This is a genomic window from Haloarchaeobius sp. FL176, assembly GCF_024609245.1.
In the GTDB taxonomy this organism is placed as follows: domain Archaea; phylum Halobacteriota; class Halobacteria; order Halobacteriales; family Natrialbaceae; genus Haloarchaeobius.
Genome location: NZ_JANJYH010000029.1, coordinates 1 through 800, shown reverse-complemented (window position 1 = coordinate 800; position 800 = coordinate 1). Strand labels below are relative to the sequence as shown.

Here is an 800-nt window from a genome sequence, read left to right as displayed (position 1 = left end):
ATGTACTTGCGGAAGCCAGCTTCGAGGCCGTACTCGACTTCGTAGCCCGTGTCTTCCTGGAACGCGGTCATGTCCAGGCGCTGGGTCCACGGCAGTTCGCCCTCGTCGCTGACCTCGATGTCGGCGTCGGGCACGATTCCCTCGACGGTTTCGGCGGCCTCGCGGATGGACGCGAGCTCGCCGCGGACGTTGTAGACGCGCTGTGAGAGCTCTGACTCTTCGGTGAACGCGGCGAGGCGGAACGCCTGGGCGATGTCCTCGACGTGCTGCCAGTCGATCTCCTGGTCGCCGTACTCCACGGAGAAGGACTCGCCGACGGCGGGCTTTTCGATGATGTTCGCGAGGAACGCCGATCCGCCGGTCTCGCGGTACGGGCCGTACGCCACGGTGGGACGGATGGCGACGTGGTCGACGTCGAACTCCTCGTTGTAGACGCGGGCCTGGTGCTCGTTGTACTCTTTGGTCGCGCCGTACAGCGTGTCCGGGTAGACGAGGTCGTCCTCGGTCACCCACCAGTCGCCGCCGTCGTCGTAGTTGTGCGGGGGTGCGTAGATGGCCGCGGAAGACGCCCAGGCGACGCGCTCGACCTGGTCGTCGAGGGTGCGGGCGGCCTCGAAGATGTTGTTCGTGCCCTCGATGTTCACCTGCATCGCCGCACGGGGGTTCGACTCGGCCGTGTTCGTCAGCAGCGCCGCGAGGTGGACGATGTGCGTGGTGTCGGTCTCGGCGACGGCGTTGACCACGTCCGTCGGGTCGCTCACGTCGCCCCGGCGAATCTCGACGTCGTCGGCGATGTCGAG

1 protein-coding gene is annotated in these 800 nt (G+C 66.9%); it reads right to left on the bottom strand.

The genetic code is table 11. The features are described 5' to 3' along the window. Positions 1 to 800, bottom strand: an 800-nt coding sequence (locus NO978_RS19720) for an NAD(P)-dependent oxidoreductase (protein ID WP_257301232.1), incomplete at both ends; no start/stop codon positions are given.